Genomic DNA, 20,097 nt, shown 5'->3' with positions numbered 1-20,097 from the left:
TCGGGGATGTCAGGGGTAGAGTGAACCTCATTGTCTTTCAACGCATTTGCTTGGAGCGCCCGATGACCCAGTCCACGACCCCTTTCAACCTGCGCAGCGGTCCCGATGCCAACGGCCTGTTCGGTGCGTTCGGTGGCCGCTATGTGGCCGAAACCCTGATGCCGCTGATCCTCGATCTGGCCCGCGAATACGAAGTGGCGAAGGAAGATCCGGCGTTCCTCGAAGAATTGGCCTACTTCCAGCGCGATTACGTCGGTCGTCCGAGTCCGCTCTACTTCGCCGAGCGCCTGACCGAATACTGCGGCGGCGCCAAGATCTATCTCAAGCGTGAAGAGCTGAACCACACCGGCGCGCACAAGATCAACAACTGCATCGGCCAGATCCTGCTGGCGCGGCGCATGGGCAAGAAACGCATCATCGCCGAGACCGGCGCCGGCATGCACGGTGTGGCCACCGCCACCGTAGCCGCGCGTTTTGGCCTCGATTGCGTGATCTACATGGGTACCACCGACATCGAGCGCCAGCAGGCCAACGTGTTCCGCATGAAGCTGCTGGGCGCTGAAGTGATCCCGGTGGTCGCTGGCACCGGTACCCTGAAGGATGCAATGAACGAGGCCCTGCGTGACTGGGTCACCAACGTTGATAGCACGTTCTACCTGATCGGTACGGTGGCTGGCCCGCATCCGTATCCGGCGATGGTGCGTGACTTCCAGGCCGTGATCGGCAAGGAAACCCGCGAGCAGTTGCAAGCCCAGGAAGGTCGCCTGCCGGACAGCCTGGTGGCGTGCATCGGCGGCGGCTCCAACGCCATGGGCCTGTTCCACCCGTTCCTGGACGACAAGAGTGTCGAGATCATCGGCGTCGAAGCCGCCGGTTATGGCATCGAGACCGGTAAGCATGCGGCGAGCCTGAACGGCGGCGTCCCCGGTGTACTGCACGGCAACCGCACCTTCCTGTTGCAGGACGACGACGGTCAGATCATCGACGCCCATTCGATTTCCGCAGGTCTCGACTACCCCGGTATCGGTCCGGAACACGCCTGGTTGCACGACATTGGCCGCGTCCAGTACACCTCGGTGACTGACGCCGAAGCCCTGGAAGCCTTTCACAAATGCTGCCGACTGGAAGGGATCATTCCTGCATTGGAAAGCGCCCATGCCCTGGCGGAAGTGTTCAAACGCGCACCCAACCTGCCGAAAGATCACCTGATGGTGGTCAACCTGTCCGGCCGTGGCGACAAAGACATGCAAACCGTGATGCACCACATGGAACAGTCCCAGCAGGAGAAACACTGATGAGCCGCCTGCAAACCCGTTTTGCCGAACTCAAGGAACAGAACCGCGCCGCCCTGGTGACTTTCGTCACGGCTGGCGACCCGAACTACGACACCTCGCTGGCGATCCTCAAGGGCCTGCCGGCGGCCGGTGCCGACGTGATCGAGTTGGGTATGCCGTTCACCGACCCGATGGCCGATGGCCCGGCGATCCAGTTGGCAAACATCCGCGCCCTGGGGGCCCAGCAGAACCTGGCGAAAACCCTGCAGATGGTTCGTGAGTTCCGCAAAGACAACAGCCAGACACCGCTGGTGCTGATGGGGTACTTCAACCCGATCCACCGTTATGGCGTGCAGCGTTTCATTGGCGAGGCGCTGGAATCTGGCGTGGATGGCCTGATCGTTGTGGACATGCCGCCCGAGCACAACAGCGAACTGTGCGAACCGGCCCAGGCAGCTGGCCTGGACTTCATCCGCTTGACCACGCCAACCACCGACGACGTGCGTTTGCCGACGGTGCTCAACGGCAGTTCGGGCTTTGTATATTACGTGTCGGTGGCGGGTGTGACCGGTGCCGGTGCCGCGACGCTGGAGCACGTGGAAGAAGCTGTGGCGCGGCTGCGTCGCCACACCGATTTGCCGATCAGCATTGGTTTCGGTATTCGTACGCCGGAGCAGGCGGCGGCCATCGCACGATTGGCTGATGGGGTGGTGGTGGGCTCGGCGCTGATCGACCATATCGCCAGTGCCGATACGTCGGAGCAGGCGATTGATGGCGTGTTGAGCTTGTGTGCCGCCCTGGCTGATGGTGTGCGCAAGGCGCGTCTAGGCTGATTTTGATTCGACTCGCAGGCACAAAAAAGGGTTCAGAACTTAGTTCTGAACCCTTTTTTATTGCGCATGAAATGCTTGGCGGGGATGTCTGAGGCCTGGCTTTTGTGGCGAGGGGATTTATCCCCGCTGGGGCGCGAAGCGGCCCTGAAATCCGCCGCCTCGGTGTGCCAGACAGATTGAGTCGGCTGCTTTGGGACTGCTTCGCAGTCCAGCGGGGATAAATCCCCTCGCCACAAGAAGCAGGGTCCGCCCGGCCTTCACCAAGCCTCAGTACGTCACCTGATACCCGCGACTGCTCAAGCAACTGCCCTGGGCCTGGCGATAGGTCTGTACCACTTCCGGTGCCGGAGGGTAGGTGTAGTTGCGCGGGTCGAAACCGCTCTGCTGCACGGCCCAGCGATAGCAGTCGTAGCCATCCTGATTGACCTGCTCAGGCGACTGGCCGTTGGCCGGATAGGCCACCACGTCAAAGCTGTTGCCCTGGGGTTGAGGTTGCGGGTTGGCCACGGGCGGCTCGACCACAACGTAATTCTGAGTATTGGCTTCGTAGATGTAATAGGCGCCGGCGGCGAGAAAGAACAGTGAACTGCCGATCCACACTTCCCTGGCGTAATCGGGCAGGTAACGGGTACGGATGCCCCGCGGCGGCGCGACCACGACATAACGCGGCCCTTGCGGGCGATACCAGTAGCCACCCGAATAGAAATAATCCTGGCCGCGATAGGGCACGCGGTAGTTGCGATCCGGGAAACGGTCGATCACATAACCCGGGCGGTATTGCGGCCCCGGGCCCCAGCCGTTGCCATGGCCGTCCGGCCGACCAGGCCAATGCTGTTCGGGACGGTTGTCATGACTTGGGCGTGGCCCGCCGCTCGGATAACCATCGCTGCGACGAGGAATGTCGCGGTAATACCCCGGTTGCGGTTCCCGAGTCTGGGTCACGCTGTCGGGCCGGCCCTGGATCGGCAGGTTGTTACCGGGTTGTGGCTGCGGCGGGCGACCGTGGGCGTTAGGGTCCTGCGCAGGACGATCGTAATGCTGTGCGCCTGGATTCTGCGGCTTGACCTCGAACTGACGACTGTTGTCGCCGCGAATGATTTCGTTGCTCTGCGGCCGCGGCTGGCCCGAATAACCCTGGCCGTTGCCGCCGCGCCCGTCCTGCCCGCGACCGCCGTCCGGACCGCCACGGTTTTGCTGATCGTCGGCCATTCCCTGCGCACTGACACTTGCCCACAACAGACCAACACCTGCCAAACGCCAGATGCGCGACTTCATGAAATTCCTCACAACGGTTCAGGGCCTGATAATAAGACTGGAAAAGCCCAGGCCGGTTCTGCGACAGATTATCAGCCACGGGGTTTATTTCGCAGGCATTAAAAAAGGGAGACCCGTCGGCCTCCCCTTGAGAATTTCGTCCGTGCGCGACGCTTATGACGTCGGCTCACCTCACGCCGTCTTCTGGACAGTGTGCAGCTCGGGGGCCTGCCAGTACCGGTGGGTACTGCGGCCGCAGCCGGCCTGATTGGGCGGGCTGCACTGGACTGTTTGTCCGAGCAGTGATCTTGGTGGTAAGCATAGGCCTTGGGTGCCGACAGATGATTGCGAAGATTGCGGAAATAAACATCACTTGCGCAATTTTTAACCCTAGATAGATAATCTTCCGCAATTATCAAGATAAAGGCCCGACCGATGAGCAAACTTGACCGTTACGACCTGAGTATTCTGGCGGAATTGCAGCGCGACGCGCGCATCTCCAACCAGGAACTGGCCGAACGCATCGGCCTGTCGCCCTCCCCCTGCTCGCGACGGGTCAAGCAGTTGGAAGATGATGGCTACATCACCCGCCAGGTCGCCCTGCTCGACCGCAAGCTGCTGGGCCTGAGCCTGACGGCCTACGTGCTGATCGGCATGGACCGCCACACCCCCGAGCGTTTCGAGAACTTCGAAGCTGCCATCCGCAACCTGCCGCAAGTGCTGGAGTGCAGCCTGGTCACCGGCATGGACGCGGACTACCAGCTCAAGGTCGTGGTGCCGGACATGGACCATTACCAGAAACTGCTGCTGGGGCACCTGACTCGTATTGATGGCGTTACCAGCGTGCGTTCGAGTTTTGTGCTGAACCAGGTGCTTAACAGCACCGAACTGCCGTTGACTCATCTGCGCAGCTGACCGCTTTTGTGGCATTGATCGTTCCCACGCTCTGCGTGGGAACGCCTCTCCGGACGCTCTGCGTTCGGCTCTTGGAGGGGACGCAGAGCGTCCCGGGCTGCATTCCCACGCAGAGCGTGGGAACGATCAACAGTGAACTTGAGGCGATGAATAGCTGCGACACACCGCCGCAGGCCAATCCCGTGCCCGCCCCCCATGCCTTATACTCGCCGCGCCTTTTCAACCCCGTCCACGCCGGAGTGTCCTGATGGATCCTGCTGTTTTCGAAGAGTGGATGATGACCGGCCTGGTCAGCATCCTGATCATTTTCATGGGTTTCATCGTCTGGGACCTGGCGAAGAAGTCCAAGGCCGGGCGCTTCGGCTCGTTCATCCTGTTTTTTGTGCTGGGCCTCGGCGTGGCGGCGTTCGTTATCAAGAGCGTGGTGATCGGCCTGATCGAGTCCGGGGCGTTATAAGCGCGCTGGCACTTCCTTCCACTGGCCCTGATCGAGCCCTTCGATCGTCCAGTCGCCGATCCTGACCCGCACCAGGCGCAATGTCGGCAAACCCACGGCGGCCGTCATGCGTCGTACCTGGCGATTGCGCCCCTCGCGTATCACCAGCTCCACCCAGCTCGTGGGCACGCTTTTACGAAAACGTACCGGCGGGTTGCGCGGCCACAGTTGCGGCTCATCCAATGAGCGCGCCTCGGCCGGCAGGGTCATGCCGTCGTTCAACTCCACCCCATCGCGCAATCGCTGCAACTGTTCGGCACTCGGCTCGCCCTCCACCTGCACCCAATAGGTCTTGGCGAGCTTGTGCTTGGGGTCGGCGATACGCGCCTGCAACTGCCCATCGTTGGTCAGCAACAGCAAGCCTTCGCTGTCGCGATCCAGCCGTCCGGCCGGGTAGATGCCCGGTACATCGATAAAATCCTTGAGCGTCGCCCGCCCCTCACCGTCGCTGAATTGCGTCAGCACATCGAAAGGTTTGTTGAACAGAATCAGCTTCGACTCGGCCGGCGGGGCCTTGGCCACGCGGCGCGGGGCGGAGGCTGGAAGCTTCGCGCCAGGGCGACGGGAAGCAGGGCGTGGAGGACGGGGCATGGCGAATACAACATCTAACGGTCAGGGCCGACCATGCTAGTGGCCCGACCGTTAAATAACCACCATCCCCTTCAACGGGGCATCAGCGGAACGGCGGCTCGTCGAAGCTGCGCAGCTTGCGCGAATGCAACGAGTTGAGTTCGGTGCGCAACAGGTCCAACGCCTCGATGCCGATCTTCAGGTGCTGGTTGACCGCGCGCTCATAGAACGCGTTGGCCGAGCCCGGCAGCTTGATCTCGCTGTGCAACGGTTTGTCCGAGACGCAGAGCAAGGTGCCGTAAGGCACCCGCAGGCGATAACCCTGGGCAGCGATAGTGCCGCTTTCCATGTCCACCGCCACCGCGCGGGACAGATTGATCAGCGGGCGCTCCTGGGCCCAGCGCAGCTCCCAGTTGCGATCGTCGTAAGTCAACACGGTGCCGGTGCGCAGGCGTTTTTTCAGCTCATCGCCCTTTTCGCCAGTGATGTTCGCCGCGGCCTGTTGAAGCGCCATCTGCACTTCGGCCAGGGCCGGAATCGGAATGTTCGGCGGCACCACCCGGTCGAGAATGCCATCGCGGCGCATGTAGGCGTGGGCCAGCACGTAGTCGCCAATGGTCTGGGACTGCCGCAGCCCGCCGCAGTGGCCGATCATCAGCCAGCAATGCGGGCGCAGCACGGCCAGGTGGTCGGTGATGTTCTTGGCGTTGGACGGGCCGACACCGATGTTCACCAGGGTCACGCCATGGCCATCATTGGTCTGCAGGTGATAGGCCGGCATCTGGTAGCGGTGCCAGACCACGCCGGCGGCGATGGCCGACGCTTCGCCGTGCTCCATGTCCTTGTCGATGATCACGTTGCCCGGCAGGACCATGCGCACAAAGCGCGGGTCGCTGCGCAGTTGCTCCAGACCGTGGACGATGAACTGGTCGACATAGCGGTGGTAGTTGGTCAGCAGGATCCACGGCTGCACATGACGCCAGTCGCTGCCGGTGTAATGCACCAGCCGGCGCAAGGAAAAATCCACCCGCGCGGCGTCGAACAGCGCCAAGGGCAGCGGGTCGGTGTTTTCCCAGTCATAGAGGCCGTCGGCGATGCCATCGGTGGCGGCCGACAGGTCGGTGCTGGGGAAAACCCGTGCCAGCACGGCGGCGGTCACGCCGGAGCCGGCCAGTTCGTCGCCCTGCTCCACCACGTACGGGTACGGAATGTTCTGCTCGCTGACGCCCACTTCCACGGTGACGGTAAAGTCGTGCATCAGCGGGACCAGCTGTTCCAGCAGGTATTTACGGAAGGCGGCGGGATGGGTGACGGTGACGCTATAGGTGCCGGGCAACTGGACCTTGGCATAGGCTCGCGTGGTTTGCGGGACTTCGCCGTGGCAGTGATAGGTCAGGCGCAAGGCCGGATAGCGAAACAACGCACGTTGCTCGGCATCCGGCTCGACGCGGTCCTTGAGATAACGCATCAGCGCCTGGTTCAGCGCGGTGGTCGCACGCTCGTGCAGGGCCGCCAGACGATCCACGGCTTGTTCGGCGGTTTGAACGACAATAAACGCTTCGGTCACGATCAGCTTCCTGTGTTCTGACTTGCAGGCCTTCATCTTGCCTGCATCGCCGCCCGACGGGAACAGTGGCGTAGTGGACTCGATCCCACCCTTGATCTCAGTAGCCCCAGAATTGCCACCACAGTTCCCCTGTGGGAGCGAGCCTGCTCGCGATAGCGGTGTATCAAACAACACAGATGCTGGATGGGCCGACGCCATCGCGAGCAGGCTCGCTCCCACAAGGTTCGATGGCGTACTTAGATGTTGCGTACGACTCAGGTCCACTGTGGGAGCGGGCTTGCTCGCGAAAGCGGTGTGTCAGACAACAAAGATGCTGAATGTGGTGAAGCTTTCGCGAGCAAGCCCGCTCCCACAGGGTTATGCGCCGACCTGAGCCCTCTTAAAAGCCGTGCGGGGTGGAGCGCGTCACGATCGCCTCGACATTCAAGCCCCGAGGCAAGGCACCGTACACCCGGCCGGCCGAACCCAGGCGACTGGCAATGAAGGCATCGCTGACATCGCTGTTCCCCGCCTCGAGCAACAGCTTGGCTTGCAGGCCGACGGCGATGTCTTCGGTCAATTGCCGGGCGCGGTACTGGATGTCGTCGGTGTCCTTGAACGCTGCGTGCAATTGCTGGATGTGGCCGGCCAGGCGCTTGTCGCCGTGGCCGTCGCCCAATTCGCTGAACAAGACCTCCAGCACGCCGGGCTCCTTGGACAAGGCGCGCAGCACATCCAGGCATTGCACGTTGCCGGAGCCTTCCCACGTCGAGTTGACCGGCGCTTCGCGGTACAGCCGCGGCAGGATGCTGTCTTCGACGTAGCCGGCACCGCCCATGCATTCGGCGGCTTCGTTGATCATCGCGGGGGCGCGCTTGCAGATCCAGTACTTGCCCACCGCCGTCACCAGCCGGGCGAACTTGGCCTCATGCTCGTCATTCAAGTGATCCAGCGCCCGGCCCATGCGCAGGCTCAAGGCCAATGCGGACTCACTTTCCAGCGCCAGGTCAGCCAGGACGTTTTGCATCAGCGGCTGTTCACTCAACAGCTTGCCACCGACCTTGCGGTGCGCGCAGTGATGACTGGCCTGGGTCAGCGCCTGGCGCATCAGGGCGCTGGAGCCGACCATGCAATCGAAACGGGTCATGGCGACCATCTCGATGATCGTCGGTACCCCCCGCCCTTCTTCACCGACCATCCAGGCCAGTGCGCCACGGAACTCGACTTCGCTGGAGGCGTTGGAACAGTTGCCCAGCTTGTTCTTCAGCCGCTGGATGTAGAACTGATTGCGGGTGTCGTCGGGGCGATGGCGCGGCAGCAGGAAACAGGTCAGGCCTTTGTCGGTCTGGGCCAAAGTGAGGAAGGCATCGCACATCGGCGCCGAACAGAACCATTTGTGGCCCACCAGTTCATAGGCCTGGCCCGGGCCGCTGGCGCCCACCGGATAGGCCTTGGTGGTGTTGGCCCGCACATCGGTGCCGCCCTGTTTTTCGGTCATTGCCATGCCCAGGGTCACCCCGGCCTTGTGGGCCATGCCGACGTTGCGTGGGTCGTACTCGGTGGCCAGCACCTTGGGCAGCCAGCGCTCGGCCAGGTCCGGCTGCAAGCGCAGCGCCGGTACGCTGGCGAAGGTCATGGTCAGCGGGCAGCCGGTGCCGGCTTCGGCCTGGCTGTGCAAATAGGTCATCGAGGCACGGGCGACATGCGCGCCGGGTTGCGGATGCGCCCAGGGCAAACTGGGCAGGCCGTGCTCGACGGCGGTGCGCATCAACTGGTGATAAGCCGGATGGAACTCCACCAGGTCGATGCGATGGCCGTAACGGTCATGGCTGGAGAACACCGGTTTGTTCTGGTTGGCCAGGAAGCCCGCTTCCATCAACGGCCCGCCGGCCAGCGCCCCATACGCATCGATCCGCGCCTGTGCCCAGCCCGCCCCAAAGCGCTGCGACCACTGCTGCAGCGGCAGGTCGATGCGGTACAGGTTGGCGCCATCCAGGGACGGCGGTTGGTTGGTGACGTCGTGGGTTTCAGCGAACTGGTGCAGGTTCATGACAGGGCTCCTCGATCGGCCAGGGATTCAGTTAAGCACCGCCTCCAGGCCGAACAAAGTGTCATATACGCCTAAATATCGGCGCTTTCACCCTGCCTCGGGCAAAGCACACGGCGCTGGAGCATCGCCTGCAGTGCCTCGAATTTCACGGGTTTGTTCAGGTAATCGATCTGCGCGCCCGAGGGACAGCACTCGCGCCCCACGTTCGGGCTGACCACCAGCACCGGTAACTCCTCGCATCCGGACAAGGTGTGGATCTGGCAGCAGAGCGACACACCGTCCAGCGGCGACTGGCAATCGAGCAGCACCGCATCAAAGCGCTCGCCGTGCAGCAGATCCAGCGCGGCGCGGCCACTGTCGGCGGTGCGCACCCGATAACCGAGCTTGAGCAACATGCCGCGCATGACCAACTGATCGATGCTGCTGTCATCGGCCAGTAGCACCGTGCAATCCTGCGGCAGGCGCGAACCCTGGCGGCCACCGAAGGAAAACGGTGTCGGGACCGCCGCTGGCAAGGCCACGTCGAATTCCACGTCCAACTGAAAACGGCTGCCGCGACCGGACTCGGAGCTGTGGGTCAGGCGCCCGCCCAGCAGTTCCACCAATTGCCGACAGATGGCCAGGCCCACGCCGAGGCCGCCGTATTCGCGGGTCATCGAGCCGTCGAGCTGGAAGAAGCGCTGGTACAAGGTCGCCTCTGCCAGATCGGTAAAGCCGATGCCGGTGTCAATCACGGCAAAGGACAGCACCAGCCGGTCGTGCTGCGTCGGCCTGCCACTGACGCGCAGCGCCAGGCCGCCAACCCGAGTGAACTTGATGGCGTTGTCCAGCAGGCATTCCAGGCACTGGGCCAGTTTGCCGCTGTCACCGACCAACCGGTCCGCCAGGCCCGGGGCCACGTCGACCTTGAAGTCCAAGCCCTTGGTCGCGGCATTGGCACCGAACTGCACCTGCAGCGCATTGACCACCCCGCGCAGGCTGAACGGCGCCGGATAGACCTTGAGCTTGCCGGCCTGCAACTCAGTCAGGGTGAGGATGCCGTTGACCATTCGCATCATGTCCCGCGCCGAACCGGCAGCGGTTTGTTGATACAGGGTCATCTCCTCGTCCATCTCGACGGTTCCCATCAACTCCAGAGAACCGATCACGCCATTCATCGGCGTGCGCAGCTCATGGGTCAGGGTAGCGAGGAACTCATCCTTGAGCTTGTTGCTGTGGGCCAATTGCTGGTTGAGCACTTCGAGTTTCTGCCCGGCATCCAACAGGGTCTGGGCCTGCTGTTCGCGCATGGCATTGATGCGATCGGCCAGGGCCAGGGACAACAGCGCCACTTCGATGGCCGAGCCGATCTGGCTGGCGTACATGGTCAGGAAGACGTTCGGCAGGTAACCCAGCACCATCAAGGTATTGATGATGCCCCCCAGCAGAAACGCCGACCAGGCAATGATGAAGTAACGCGCCACCCGCAGGCCACGCCACCAGGCAAACAGCCCGGCGGCAAAGATCGCCACCGTGAACACCAGTGCCAACGCCGTCGCCAGGCGCAGCGCCAAGGCATAGCTGGTCATCAGTGACAGGCCGACCACCACCGCGCTGTAGCCGATCAGCGCCAGCAGCATGCGGTCCAGCCAACGGCCCTGCCGGGCGGTTTGCAGGAAGCTGCGGGCGAACTGGCTGCCAAACAGGCCCGCGCAGCCAATGAAGAACGGCGTCGCGGCGTTGGCCCACCAGGGGGTATCCGGCCAGAAGTACTCCACGGCGGCGCCGTTGACCGACAACTGATACAGGCCGAACGAAGCAATGTAGAAGATGTAATAGAGGTAGCTGGTATCGCGCACGCTCAGATAGATGAACAGGTTGTAGACCAGCATCCCCAGCAGCACGCCGTAGATGATCCCCAGCACATACAAACGCACTGGCTGTTGCTCGAGGTACGCGGTGCTCGACCACAGCGTCAGCGGCGCCTGGATCGAACCCTGGCTTTGCAGGCGCAGGTAGAGGGTCTGCCGCTGTTCGGGTTTGAAAGCCAGGCTGAACAGGTAGTTGTTCTGGTGGATCTCGCGGCTGGTGAACGGCAACGCATCACCGGTCTGGCGAACCAGGCGATAGGCCCCCGCCGCATCGGGCAGGTACAAGTCGAGGTGATCCAGCGGCGGGTACGCCAGTTCCAGCAGCCAGGTGCGCTGGGCGTCCGGATTGCCGGGGCGATAGTGCAGATCGATTTTCAACCAGAACGCTGATCGCGAGTAACCGGCATTCAGCGTGGCTTTGTCGTGGGGTTTGAAAGCACCGGCAGCAGCCTGGGCCTGGACCTCATCAATGGTGGCCGTGCCGCCCGCATCTTCGAACACTTGCAGGGCATGGCCCAAGGGCAGGCTTTGAGTGAATTCATCGAATTCCAGGGCACTTGCCAGAGGGGACAAGCACAGCAGCAACATCAGCAAATAGCGCATTTAAGCCCCAGCGTGGACTGTCCGGTTGAGTCAGGAAGCCCCCCATTCCCTGAGTAGACGTAAAACCGGCATTACCTGTTATGAGTTGGATCCATCTCTAGCATAGCCGCTGATGGCCAATTTGCACCATTGAAATCTTTCCTACAGAAGGCTCTAGAACGGGCGTTTCAGAGCAAAGGCTTGAGATAGAGCTGTTGCCTTGGTCAGGTCGTAATTTCGTAGGCGCCGAGTTCTATTGTGGCGAGGGGATTTAGCGAAGCGTCGCACCGCCCCGCTGGGCTGCGAAGCAGCCCCAATAAGTGTCACCTCGGTATATCAGATAGTTTGAATGGGGGCGCTTCGCACCCCAGCGGGGATAAATCCCCTCGCCACAGATGACTTCCATCATCACAGGTACACGCCGACCAGAAGGGTTTGGTGGTAAGCTCGCGCACCATGAATATCTACAGCTCTCGCCCCGTTGTCCTCTGTCTCTCCGGCCACGACCCCAGTGGTGGCGCCGGTTTGCAGGCAGATATCGAAGCCCTGCTTGCCCAGGGTTGTCATGCCGCCCCTGCCGTTACCGCGTTGACCGTGCAAGACACCGTCAACGTCAGCGATTTCCGCGTGCTCGACCGCGAGTGGGTGCTGGCGCAAGCCAATGCCGTGCTCAACGACGCCCAGGTGGCAGCGGTCAAGCTGGGGATGCTTGGCTCACTGGAAATGGTCGACACGGTGGTCGAACTGCTCCAGGCGCACCCGCACCTGCCCATGGTCTGCGACCCGGTGCTGCGCGCCGGCGGTGGTGGGCGCCTGGGCAAGGATGAGGTCGGCTACGCCATGCGCGAACGCCTGCTGCCCCTGGCAATCATCGCCACCCCCAACCTGCCGGAAGCGCGCATCCTCGCCGAACTGCCCGAGGGCAGCGCCGACGAGTGCGCGGAAAAACTGCTGCCCTTCGTCAAACACCTGTTGATCACCGGTGGTCACGGCGACGAACATCAAGTCCATAATCGCCTGTACAGCCGCGATGGCCGCCGCGAAACCTTTACCTGCCAGCGCCTACCCGGCAGTTACCACGGTTCCGGCTGCACCCTGGCCAGCGCCCTGGCCGGTCGGCTGGCCCAGGGCGAACAGCTCGCCAGCGCCGTCAAGACGGCGCTGGATTACACCTGGCGCACCTTGCGCGATGCCGAACAACTGGGCAAAGGCCAGTTCGTGCCGCGTCGCCTGCCGCTGGATTTCTGCTCGTAGCACTGGAGGCCTGTGGAATGAAATTACGTGGCCTTTACGCCATCACCGATAGCCAATTGCTGGCCGGCAAGTTCCTCGCTTATGTAGAAGCGGCGCTGGAAGGTGGCGTCACCCTGCTGCAATACCGCGACAAAAGCAGCGACGAGGCCCGCCGCCTGCGGGAAGCCGAAGCACTGCGCAACCTGTGCGAGCGCTACAAGACCCAGTTGATCATCAACGACGACGCTGAGCTGGCCGCACGCCTGGGCGTCGGTGTGCACCTGGGCCAGACCGATGGCCCGTTGGCGCCAGTACGGGCACTGCTCGGGCACAAGGCGATCGTCGGCGCCACCTGCCACGCCAGCCTGGCACTGGCCGAACAGGCCGCCAGCGAAGGTGCCACTTATGTCGCGTTCGGGCGTTTCTTCAATTCCAACACCAAGCCCGGCGCCCCCAGCGCAAACCTTGAACTGCTCGAACAGGCGCACCTCAAACTGCATATCCCGGTGTGCGCCATTGGCGGCATCACCCTGGACAACGCCGCCCCGCTGGTGGCCCACGGGGTCGACCTGCTGGCGGTGGTCCACGGCCTGTTCGGCGCCGACAGCACCACTGAAGTGACGCGCCGCGCCCGCGCCTTCAACGAGCTGCTGCTGATCAAATAGTCTATTTTTCCGTTTTCGAGAGCCCAACCATGTCCCGTTCCGAAACCCTGTTTGCCAATGCCCAGAAACACATCCCCGGCGGCGTGAACTCGCCCGTTCGTGCGTTCAAGAGCGTCGGCGGCACCCCGCTGTTCTTCAAGCACGCCGAAGGCGCGTACGTCACCGACGAAGACGACAAGCGCTATGTGGATTACGTCGGCTCCTGGGGCCCGATGATCCTGGGCCACAGCCATCCGGACGTGCTGGATGCGGTGCGCAAGCAACTGGTACACGGCCTGTCCTACGGCGCTCCGACCGCGATGGAAACCGAGATGGCCGACCTGGTCTGCTCGATCGTGCCGTCGATGGAGATGGTACGCATGGTCAGCTCCGGCACCGAAGCGACCATGAGCGCGATCCGCCTGGCGCGGGGTTTTACCGGCCGCGACAGCATCATCAAGTTCGAAGGCTGCTACCACGGCCATTCCGACAGCCTGCTGGTCAAGGCCGGTTCCGGCGCACTGACCCAGGGCGTGCCGAGCTCGGCCGGCGTACCGGCAGCGTTCGCCAAACACACCCTGACCCTGCCGTTCAACGACCTCGAAGCCGTCGAGAAGATGCTCGGCGAAGTCAGCCAGGAAGTGGCGTGCATCATCGTCGAGCCAGTGGCCGGCAACATGAACTGCGTACCGCCGGCACCGGGCTTCCTCGAAGGCCTGCGCAGCCTGTGCGACCAGCACGGCGTGGTGTTGATTTTCGACGAAGTGATGACCGGTTTCCGCGTGGCCCTCGGTGGCGCCCAGGCCCATTACGGCGTCACGCCGGACCTGAGCACCTTCGGCAAGATCATCGGTGGCGGCATGCCGGTGGGCTGCTTCGGCGGCAAGCGCAAGATCATGGAATGCATCGCGCCGCTGGGCCCGGTCTACCAGGCCGGCACGCTGTCGGGCAACCCACTGGCCATGGCCGCCGGCCTGACCACCCTGCGCCTGATCAGCCGCCCGGGTTTCCACGCCGAACTGACCGACTACACCACCCGCCTGCTCGACGGCCTGCAGGTTCGTGCTGACGCGGCAGGCATTCCGTTCGTGACCACCCAGGCCGGCGGCATGTTCGGCCTGTACTTCAGTGGCGCCGATGACATCGTCACCTTCGAAGACGTGATGGCCAGCGACGTCGACCGCTTCAAGCGTTTCTTCCACCTGATGCTCGACGGCGGCGTGTACCTGGCGCCGAGCGCATTCGAAGCCGGCTTCACGTCCATCGCCCATGGCGAGACCGAGCTGAAGATCACCCTCGATGCGGCCGAACGGGCCTTTGCTGCGCTGAAGTAAGCCTGTGGATAACTGACGTCGGCTGAAGCTGGCGTCAGTGATTGCCGACAACCTTCCCGCCCTTTTCCTACGTATTTATGCCCCAAGCAGCTGTTAGCATTCCCTCGCAGCAGAAAAACGAGTAAAGACTTTGTAAGGATGGCCCTGCTTATTTCATAATGCGCGCTTATTGGATCCCCCGGAGGGTCCGCGCGCCCCTCAGAGGTAAGTCGATTCCCATGAACCGCACCGGCCGCACCCTTGCCTTGGGCTGCCTGTTGCTCCTTCAGCCCCTGCTGGCGAATGCACAGGCAGGCGGCAACTCGTTGTTGATCCCGGCGCTGGGCCGTTGCACGCTCAATACCCAGCCGCAAGATCTCGCACCGGCACTCGACGCCTGTCAAAAAGCGGCGGACGCAGGTGATGCACAAGCGCAATACGAGTTGGGCGAGTTCTACTACGAAGGCAAGGCTGCGCCGCGCGACCTCAAAAAAGCCCTCGACTACTTCGAAAAAGCCTCGCTGCAAGGCCATGCCCAGGCGCAATTCAAGCTCGGTGGCATGTTCTTCCATGGCGAAGGCGTACCAGCCAACAACGTCCAGGCCTACATCGTCCTGAAGATGGCCGCGGTCAATGGCGCCGAAGAAGCCCTGGACACCGCCGACGAAGTCGCCGAGCAAATGCCCCGCGACGAGCTGGAAGTGGCGACCCAGGTGCTGGGGCAGATCTTTCGCAAATACCTGATGGAATTGCAGAACGCCGATGGGCGTACGCCCTTCTCACCATTGCCTTGAATCCACCGCAGACCCTTGTGGCGAGGGGATTTATCCCCGCTGGGCTGCGAAGCGGCCCCAAAGCAGTCAACTCAATCAATCTCTAATACCGAGGTGTCAGGTTTTAGGGCCGCTTCGCGCCCCAGCGGGGATAAATCCCCTCGCCACAAAGGCCGCGCTCGGCTCCTTTTCTCTTAACTGACTGACAACTACTTCTCAGGCATCGGCATCGGGAACGGCATCACATTGCCGACCGCGCCGCGGGCTTCGCTGATTTTCGGGGTGCCCAGGCGTTCGACTTCGTCGATGCGCACGATCGAATGCATCGGCACGAAGCTGCGCACCACACCTTCGAACTGCGCCTTGAGCTTTTCCTCGCTCGGGTCGACGACCACCTGCGTGCGCTCGCCAAAGACGAATTCTTCCACTTCCAGGAAACCCCACAGATCACTTTGATAGATCTGCTTGGCGTACATTTCGAACACCTGGCCCTGGTTGAGGAAAATCACCTTGTAGATTGGAGCTTCACGTTTGGTCATGGCTGGCGAAACACATCGGCGGGTAAAAATGAGGGCGCGAACTATAGCATAGCCACTGCTCGCGCAGCGGTAGGAACCCAGGGACTTGTTCCCTATAATGCGCGGTTCTTTGAATCACGTGATGATCCCGTCCATGGCCAAGAAGCTTTACATCGAAACCCACGGTTGCCAGATGAACGAGTACGACAGCTCGCGCATGGTCGATCTGCTGGGTGAACACCAGGCCCTGGAAGTCACCGCCCGCGCTGAAGACGCGGACGTGATCCTGCTCAACACCTGCTCGATTCGCGAACGCGCCCAGGACCGGGTGTATTCCCAGCTCGGCCGCTGGCGCGAACTGAAGCTGGCCAACCCGGAGATGGTCATCGCCGTGGGCGGTTGCGTGGCCAGCCAGGAAGGCGCCGCCATTCGTGATCGCGCACCCTACGTGGACGTGGTCTTCGGCCCGCAGACCTTGCACCGCCTGCCGGAGATGATCGACGCCGCGCGCAGCACCAAGCTGCCGCAAGTGGACGTCTCGTTCCCGGAAATCGAAAAATTCGACCACCTGCCCGAACCGCGCATCGACGGCCCAAGTGCCTACGTGTCGGTGATGGAAGGTTGCAGCAAGTACTGCACGTTCTGCGTGGTGCCCTACACCCGCGGCGAAGAAGTCAGCCGGCCGTTCGACGACGTGATCGCCGAGATCATCCACCTGGCGGAACACGGCGTGCGCGAAGTGACCCTGCTGGGGCAGAACGTCAACGGCTATCGCGGCCTGACCCATGACGGCCGCCTGGCGGACCTCGCCGAACTGATCCGCGTCGTGGCGGCAGTCGATGGCATCGACCGCATCCGCTACACCACGTCTCACCCGCTGGAGTTCTCCGACAGCCTGATCCAGGCCCACGCCGACGTCCCCGAACTGGTCAAGCACCTGCACCTGCCGGTGCAATCGGGCTCCGACCGGATCCTTGCGGCCATGAAACGCAACCACACGGCGCTGGAGTACAAATCCAAGCTGCGCAAGTTGCGCGCGGCAGTGCCGGGGATCTGCATCAGCTCGGACTTTATCGTCGGTTTCCCTGGCGAAACCGAGAAAGACTTCCAGCAGACCATGAAGCTGATCGAAGACGTGGGCTTCGACTTCTCCTATTCCTTCGTCTATAGCCAGCGTCCTGGCACTCCGGCGGCTGATCTCGCGGACGACACGCCCGAAGAACTGAAAAAGGAACGGCTCAACGCCTTGCAACATCGCCTCAACCAGCAAGGTTTCGAGATCAGCCGACAAATGGTCGGTTCCGTCCAGCGGATTCTGGTGACCGATTACTCGAAAAAGGACCCGGGCGAGTTGCAAGGGCGGACCGAAAACAACCGCATCGTCAACTTCCGCTGCGACACCCCGGCCCTGATCGGCCAGTTCGCCGACGTGCACATCGACGCCGCGCAACCGCACTCCCTGCGCGGTTCGTTGATCCAGTAACCTGCTCAAAAACCCTATTGCCTGTGCAAGCAAGACCTGTGGGAGCAAGGCTTGCCCGCGATAGAAGCACCGCAATTTCACTGAAGACCGCGGCGCCTTGATCGCGGGCAAGCCTTCCTCCCACATGGGTTGTGCCAAGCCCTGTGATCAGATTCGCCTGTTTAAGAGCTTTCGCACCCAGCCTACTGGCGTTATCCTTGATTTCACCTTAATTGCCCCCGGGCGGCTAAAAACGACCTTGAACGCACCCATCGAACCACATCGCTTTATTCTCGAGCCCTTTGAGGCTCGCCGCTTCGCCAATCTGTGCGGGCAATTCGACGAGCACCTGCGCTTGATCGAACAGCGCCTGGCCATCGAGATCCGCAACCGCGGAAACCAGTTCGAGCTGATCGGCGAACCCAAGCACACCACCTCCGCGGAAAACCTGCTGCGCCGTCTCTACCGGGAAACCAAGGGGAGTGAGCTGTCGCCGGATACGGTCCACCTGTTCCTGCAGGAATCGGCTGTCGAAGAACTCGACAACCCTGCCCCGTCGGAGCCTGCCGTGGCCCTGCGCACGAAGAAAGGCATGATTCGCCCTCGCGGCTTGAATCAGCAGCGCTACGTGAAGGAAATCCTGGGCAACGACATCAACTTCGGCATCGGCCCGGCCGGTACCGGCAAGACCTACCTGGCCGTGGCCTGCGCCGTCGATGCGCTGGAACGTGAACAGGTACGGCGCATCCTGCTGGTGCGACCGGCGGTCGAAGCGGGTGAAAAACTCGGCTTCCTGCCCGGCGACCTGGCCCAGAAGATCGACCCGTACCTGCGCCCGCTCTATGACGCGCTGTATGAAATGCTCGGCTTCGAATACGTCGCCAAGCTGATCGAGCGCCAGGTCATCGAGGTCGCGCCGCTGGCCTACATGCGTGGTCGGACCCTGAACAACAGCTTCATCATCCTCGACGAAAGCCAGAACACCACGGTCGAGCAGATGAAAATGTTCCTGACCCGGATCGGCTTCGGCTCCACCGCCGTCATCACCGGGGACATCACCCAGGTCGACTTGCCCAAGGGCACCAAGTCCGGGCTGAACCATGTGATCCAGGTCCTCAAGGACGTGCCGGGCATCAGCTTCACGCACTTCATGCCCAAGGACGTCGTGCGCCATCCGTTGGTGCAACGCATTGTCGAAGCCTACGAGCGTTTCGAGAATCGCGCCGATGAAGACTCGGCCGAAAGCAAAGGCCATCGTCACAATGCTTGAACTCGACCTGCAAGTGGCCTGCGAACACGCCGCCCCCAGCGAAGCCCAGTTCCGCCAATGGTGCGAACTGGCCCTGCGCCAGCGCAGCGCCGACTCCGAGCTGACGATCCGCCTGGTGGACGAACCCGAAGGCCGTGAACTGAACCACACCTGGCGGCAGAAAGACTACGCCACCAACGTGCTGTCGTTCCCCGCCGACGTACCCGACGAACTGCTCGACATCCCGTTGCTGGGCGACCTGGTGATCTGCGTCCCGGTGGTGGAGCGTGAAGCGGCGGAACAAGACAAGACCCCTGAGGCCCACTGGGCCCATCTGGTGATTCACGGCTGCTTGCATCTACTGGGTTACGACCATATAGAAGATGACGAAGCCGAAGAAATGGAAGCACTGGAACGAACGTTGCTTGCAGAGCTGGGTCATCCCGACCCCTACGCCGGCGACGAACACTGATACATCAACCTGTAACGACAAAGGATTCAGAGTAATCGCTATGAGCGAAGATCGATCGAGCAACGGGCAGAAGTCATGGCTGGGCAAGCTCACCCAGGCTTTTGCCCATGAGCCGAAAAACCGCCAGGAGCTGCTGGAGCTGCTGCGCGACGCACACCAGAACAAACTGCTGGACAGCGAAGCGCTGGCCATCGTCGAAGGCGCCATTCAGGTCGCTGACCTGCAAGTGCGGGACATCATGGTCCCGCGCTCGCAGATGGTCAGCATCAAGGCGACCCAGACCCCTCGCGAATTTTTGCCCGCCGTGGTCGACTCCGCTCACTCGCGCTATCCGGTCGTCGGCGAAAGCCATGACGACGTCATGGGCGTGCTGCTGGCCAAGGACCTGCTGCCGCTGATCCTTCAGGAAAACGGCGACAGCTTCAACATCAAGGACCTCTTGCGCCCGGCCACCTTCGTGCCCGAGTCCAAGCGCCTGAACGTGCTGCTGCGTGAATTCCGCGCCAACCACAACCACATGGCCATCGTCATCGACGAATACGGCGGCGTGGCCGGCCTGGTCACCATCGAAGACGTGCTCGAGCAGATCGTCGGCGACATCGAGGACGAGCACGACGTCGAGGAAGACAGCTACATCAAGCCCCTGCCCAGCGGCGACTTCCTGATCAAGGCCCTGACGCCGATCGAGAACTTCAACGAATTCTTCGACAGCCAATTCTCCGACGATGAGTTCGACACCGTCGGCGGCCTGGTGATGAGCGCTTTCGGGCACCTGCCCAAGCGCAACGAAACCACGGAAATCGGCTCCTGGCGCTTCCGCATCCTGAATGCCGACAGCCGTCGGATTCACTTGCTGCGCCTATCCCCCATTGGCCGATAACCCCTGCGAGACCCGCTAAGGACAAAAATGCGCTGGATAACCCGCCCCGGCTGGCCCGGTAACCTGCTGGCCATGGCGGCCGGCGCGATCACCACCCTGGCCCTGGCGCCGTTCGACCTCTGGCCGCTGGCATTGCTGGCGGTCGGCCTGTTCTATGCCGGGCTGCGCGAACTCTCGCCGCGC

Annotated in this window: 18 protein-coding genes and 1 pseudogene; 13 read left to right on the top strand and 6 right to left on the bottom strand. The window is 62.3% G+C overall.

Translation table 11 applies throughout. The annotated features are described in order from the left end of the window. Positions 1-62 precede the first annotated feature (62 nt). Both trpB and trpA read left to right on the top strand, forming a co-directional pair. Entirely contained in the window at positions 63-1,295 is a 1,233-nt protein-coding gene (gene trpB / locus CFII68_RS09595) for a tryptophan synthase subunit beta (protein WP_014335911.1), read from the top strand. After that, positions 1,295-2,107, top strand: a complete 813-nt coding sequence (gene trpA / locus CFII68_RS09600; protein WP_018609915.1) for a tryptophan synthase subunit alpha — start codon at positions 1,295-1,297, stop codon at positions 2,105-2,107. Before trpB ends, trpA begins: the two co-directional genes overlap by 1 nt. A 267-nt stretch (positions 2,108-2,374) precedes the next feature. Here the strand turns inward: trpA and CFII68_RS09605 are convergent, their stop codons facing one another. Then, complete coding sequence (locus CFII68_RS09605; protein ID WP_018609913.1) at positions 2,375-3,382, bottom strand: DUF6515 family protein; 1,008 nt, start codon at positions 3,380-3,382, stop codon at positions 2,375-2,377. Between the two features lie 414 nt (positions 3,383-3,796). On the opposite strand from CFII68_RS09605, the gene CFII68_RS09610 reads away from it, so the two are divergent. Further along, positions 3,797-4,276 carry an Lrp/AsnC family transcriptional regulator gene (locus CFII68_RS09610; RefSeq protein WP_003185723.1) on the top strand — a complete coding sequence of 160 codons (480 nt, stop codon included), beginning with the start codon at positions 3,797-3,799 and terminating at the stop codon, positions 4,274-4,276. A gap of 247 nt (positions 4,277-4,523) precedes the next feature. Continuing rightward, complete coding sequence (locus CFII68_RS09615; protein ID WP_003185724.1) at positions 4,524-4,733, top strand: DUF2788 domain-containing protein; 210 nt, start codon at positions 4,524-4,526, stop codon at positions 4,731-4,733. Here the strand turns inward: CFII68_RS09615 and CFII68_RS09620 are convergent. The 4 genes from CFII68_RS09620 to CFII68_RS09635 all read right to left on the bottom strand — a co-directional run bounded on the left by CFII68_RS09620 (position 4,728) and on the right by CFII68_RS09635 (position 11,391). Further along, complete coding sequence (locus CFII68_RS09620; RefSeq protein WP_018609898.1) at positions 4,728-5,294, bottom strand: pseudouridine synthase; 567 nt, start codon at positions 5,292-5,294, stop codon at positions 4,728-4,730. The genes CFII68_RS09615 and CFII68_RS09620 overlap by 6 nt on opposite strands. Positions 5,295-5,445: 151 nt before the next feature. After that, positions 5,446-6,945: an AMP nucleosidase gene (gene amn / locus CFII68_RS09625; protein ID WP_177325052.1), complete on the bottom strand. Its 1,500-nt coding sequence runs from the start codon at positions 6,943-6,945 to the stop codon at positions 5,446-5,448. 343 nt (positions 6,946-7,288) lie between these two features. After that, positions 7,289-8,938, bottom strand: a complete 1,650-nt coding sequence (locus CFII68_RS09630; protein ID WP_018609894.1) for an acyl-CoA dehydrogenase family protein — start codon at positions 8,936-8,938, stop codon at positions 7,289-7,291. Between the two features lie 71 nt (positions 8,939-9,009). After that, positions 9,010-11,391, bottom strand: coding sequence for a hybrid sensor histidine kinase/response regulator (locus CFII68_RS09635; RefSeq protein ID WP_018609892.1), 2,382 nt, complete (start codon positions 11,389-11,391; stop codon positions 9,010-9,012). 435 nt (positions 11,392-11,826) lie between these two features. On the opposite strand from CFII68_RS09635, the gene CFII68_RS09640 reads away from it, so the two are divergent. From CFII68_RS09640 to CFII68_RS09655, 4 genes are all read left to right on the top strand, one after another. Beyond that, positions 11,827-12,624: a hydroxymethylpyrimidine/phosphomethylpyrimidine kinase gene (locus CFII68_RS09640; RefSeq protein WP_018609889.1), complete on the top strand. Its 798-nt coding sequence runs from the start codon at positions 11,827-11,829 to the stop codon at positions 12,622-12,624. 17 nt (positions 12,625-12,641) lie between these two features. Continuing rightward, positions 12,642-13,268, top strand: a complete 627-nt coding sequence (gene thiE / locus CFII68_RS09645; protein WP_018609888.1) for a thiamine phosphate synthase — start codon at positions 12,642-12,644, stop codon at positions 13,266-13,268. Between the two features lie 29 nt (positions 13,269-13,297). Then, positions 13,298-14,581: a glutamate-1-semialdehyde 2,1-aminomutase gene (gene hemL / locus CFII68_RS09650; protein WP_018609887.1), complete on the top strand. Its 1,284-nt coding sequence runs from the start codon at positions 13,298-13,300 to the stop codon at positions 14,579-14,581. 218 nt (positions 14,582-14,799) lie between these two features. Then, positions 14,800-15,354, top strand: a complete 555-nt coding sequence (locus CFII68_RS09655) for a tetratricopeptide repeat protein (RefSeq protein ID WP_003205863.1) — start codon at positions 14,800-14,802, stop codon at positions 15,352-15,354. A 188-nt stretch (positions 15,355-15,542) separates the two neighbouring features. Here CFII68_RS09655 and CFII68_RS09660 read toward each other — a convergent pair whose 3' ends face one another. Further along, entirely contained in the window at positions 15,543-15,872 is a 330-nt protein-coding gene (locus CFII68_RS09660; protein ID WP_003185742.1) for a DUF1820 family protein, read from the bottom strand. Between the two features lie 133 nt (positions 15,873-16,005). Here CFII68_RS09660 and miaB point away from each other — a divergent pair, with 133 nt between their 5' ends. The 5 genes and pseudogenes from miaB to CFII68_RS27540 all read left to right on the top strand — a co-directional run. Next, positions 16,006-17,334 (top strand): tRNA (N6-isopentenyl adenosine(37)-C2)-methylthiotransferase MiaB, encoded by a 1,329-nt coding sequence (gene miaB, locus CFII68_RS09665; protein WP_018609886.1) that lies wholly within the window; start codon positions 16,006-16,008, stop codon positions 17,332-17,334. Between the two features lie 238 nt (positions 17,335-17,572). Next, positions 17,573-18,583 (top strand): PhoH family protein, encoded by a 1,011-nt coding sequence (locus tag CFII68_RS09670; RefSeq protein WP_018609885.1) that lies wholly within the window; start codon positions 17,573-17,575, stop codon positions 18,581-18,583. Further along, positions 18,576-19,034, top strand: a complete 459-nt coding sequence (gene ybeY, locus CFII68_RS09675; RefSeq protein ID WP_003205868.1) for an rRNA maturation RNase YbeY — start codon at positions 18,576-18,578, stop codon at positions 19,032-19,034. Before CFII68_RS09670 ends, ybeY begins: the two co-directional genes overlap by 8 nt. A 40-nt stretch (positions 19,035-19,074) precedes the next feature. Then, positions 19,075-19,914, top strand: a complete 840-nt coding sequence (locus CFII68_RS09680) for an HlyC/CorC family transporter (protein ID WP_003205870.1) — start codon at positions 19,075-19,077, stop codon at positions 19,912-19,914. A gap of 27 nt (positions 19,915-19,941) precedes the next feature. Continuing rightward, positions 19,942-20,097: pseudogene (locus CFII68_RS27540) on the top strand (apolipoprotein N-acyltransferase); the annotation flags it as partial.

The sequence above is a fragment of the Pseudomonas sp. CFII68 genome (genome assembly GCF_000416195.1).
In the GTDB taxonomy this organism is placed as follows: domain Bacteria; phylum Pseudomonadota; class Gammaproteobacteria; order Pseudomonadales; family Pseudomonadaceae; genus Aquipseudomonas; species Aquipseudomonas kilonensis.
Note: the sequence above shows the minus strand (reverse complement) of the source record. Positions and strands in the feature narration are given on the sequence as shown.